Source organism: Caldimonas sp. (assembly GCF_046289365.1).
GTDB lineage: Bacteria > Pseudomonadota > Gammaproteobacteria > Burkholderiales > Burkholderiaceae_C > Caldimonas.
In genome coordinates this window covers 1-2,135 of the sequence record NZ_JBKBVU010000330.1, presented here as the reverse complement: position 1 = coordinate 2,135, position 2,135 = coordinate 1, and the positions used below count along the sequence as shown (strand labels likewise).

The window sequence follows — 2,135 nt, the reverse complement described above, 5'->3', positions numbered from 1 at the left end:
CACGCTCACCAACGTCAACGACTTCCGCGCCCTCATCATCGAGGCGGCGGACCCGAGCCTTTCATGATCCCGCATCGCACATGCGGTGGTGGTCGCACGCGCCCGTCCTGAGCCTCACCCCCACCCGTGCGGCGGCACGCCAGCCCACCCTGGGCTGGGGCGTGCACTCGGTGCGCCTCGACGAAGTGCCACAGGCCTGCGAGATAACCGAGCTGGCCTGAGAACGGGCCCGGCGCGAAGGTCTGGCCCGTCCCGGTGACCCTCTGGTGAGGATCGCCGGCCTGCCCTTCGGTGAAAGCGGCAGCACCAACCTGCTGCGCATCACCGCGGCCTGAGCCGGCCGCCGGCCGCCGCTCCTCAGTGCGCCTCGGCCGTCTTGGCCGCCTCGATCGCGCCGGCCGTGTCGCCGCGCGTGCCGTTGAAGAAGAGGTTCAGCGACACCGCAGCGATGGCCGTGAGCAGGATGCCGCTTTCCAGCAGCGGGTGCAGGCCATGGGCCATCTGCTGCGTCCAGCGCGGGGCCACGAGCGGGATCAGGCCGAAACCTATCGACAGCGCCACGATGTAGAGGTTGTTGCGGTTGCTGCGGTAGTCCACCGTCGAGAGGATGCGGATGCCGGTGGCCGCCACCATGCCGAACATCACCAGGCCGGCCCCGCCCAGCACGAACGTCGGGATGGATTCGACGAAGGCCGCCATCTTGGGCAACATGCCCAGCACGATCATGATCAAGCCGCCGGCCACGCACACCCAGCGGCTCTTGACACCGGTGACGCCCACCAGGCCCACGTTTTGCGAGAAGCTCGTGTAGGGGAAGGTATTGAAGATGCCGCCGATCAGCGTGCCCAGCCCATCGGTGCGCAGCCCCGCGGCCAGCTCGGTCTGGCTGATGCGCCGGCCGGTGATCTCCGACAGGGCCAGGAACATGCCGGTGGACTCGATCATCACGACGATCATCACCAGCGTCATCGTCAGGATCATCACGATGTCGAAGCTGGGCAGACCGAAGGCCAACGGGGTGACCACATCGAACCAGTGCGCCTGGGCCACCTTGGCGAAATCCATCTTGCCCAGCGCGATCGCGATCGCACAGCCGGCCACGATGCCCAGCAACACCGCGATGTTGGCCACAAAGCCGCGCGTGTACTTCACCAGCAGCAAGATGACCGCCAGCACCGCGCCGGCGATCGCCAGGTTGTCCAGCGCAGCGTAGTTCGGGTTGTCCTTCATCGGGATGGGCCCGGGCAGGCGGGTCAGCTCGGTGCCGGCCTCAGCGGCCGCAGCGCGAGCGCTGTCGACCATCGCCGCCAACTGGGACACGTCCACGCTCTGCGCCATCGGGGCCGGGCCGCCCATCGCCCAGCCCACCCCCACCCGCATCAGGCTGATGCCGATGATCGCGATGATGCTGCCCGTGACCACCGGTGGGAAAAAGCGCAGCAGCTTGCTCACCATCGGCGCCAGAATCATCGAGAGGATGCCCGCGCCGATGATCGCGCCGAAAATCGCCCGCGCGCCGTCCACCCCGGGCAGGGCCTGGGCGAAGGCCACCATCGGGCCCACGGCGGCAAAGGTCACGCCCATCATCACCGGCAGGCGGATGCCGAACCAGCGTGTCACGCCCAGACTCTGGATGAGGGTCACCAGGCCGCAGCAGAACAGGTCGGCCGAGATCAGCATCGCCACCTGCTCGGGGCTGAGCTGCAGCGCGCGCCCCACGATCAGGGGCACGGCCACGGCCCCGGCATACATCACCAGCGCATGCTGCAGGCCCAGTGCGGCCAGCCGCCCGGCCGGCAGCTTCTCGTCCACGGGGTGAACCGTCGTCGTCTCGCTCATGCATGTCTCCTTTGGGGGTGAATCCGCGGGAGCGGGAACATGGCCCGCTCCTCGTTGCGGCGGTACCGGTCAGTGGGCGGCGGCGCCCTGTTCGAACCATCGCCGGATGAGGGCGCGCTCGTCTTCGGTGATCTGTGTGGCGTTGTTCAGCGGCATCTGTCTCAACACCACCGTCTGCTGGTAGATCGCCTGTGCATGCTGCTGCACCAACTGCGGCGTGTGCAGCGCCACGTTCTTGCTGGCCAACGCAGCGTTGTGGCACATCGCGCAGCGCTGCTCAATCACCCTGTGCACTT

2 protein-coding genes and 2 pseudogenes are annotated in these 2,135 nt (G+C 67.8%); 2 read left to right on the top strand and 2 right to left on the bottom strand.

Translation table 11 applies throughout. The annotated features are described in order from the left end of the window. Window positions 1–80 precede the first annotated feature (80 nt). Window positions 81–221: a hypothetical protein gene (locus ACK42S_RS17725; protein WP_409710719.1), complete on the top strand. Its 141-nt coding sequence runs from the start codon at window positions 81–83 to the stop codon at window positions 219–221. 15 nt (window positions 222–236) lie between these two features. Further along, window positions 237–335 (top strand): annotated as a pseudogene (locus tag ACK42S_RS17720) (hypothetical protein); the annotation flags it as partial. A 22-nt stretch (window positions 336–357) separates the two neighbouring features. Here ACK42S_RS17720 and ACK42S_RS17715 read toward each other — a convergent pair. Both ACK42S_RS17715 and ACK42S_RS17710 read right to left on the bottom strand, forming a co-directional pair. Next, the gene (locus ACK42S_RS17715; RefSeq protein WP_409710716.1) at window positions 358–1,839 is read right to left on the bottom strand and encodes a nucleobase:cation symporter-2 family protein; all 1,482 of its coding nucleotides are present in this window, start codon (window positions 1,837–1,839) and stop codon (window positions 358–360) included. A 69-nt stretch (window positions 1,840–1,908) separates the two neighbouring features. Further along, window positions 1,909–2,135 (bottom strand): annotated as a pseudogene (locus ACK42S_RS17710) (hypothetical protein); the annotation flags it as partial.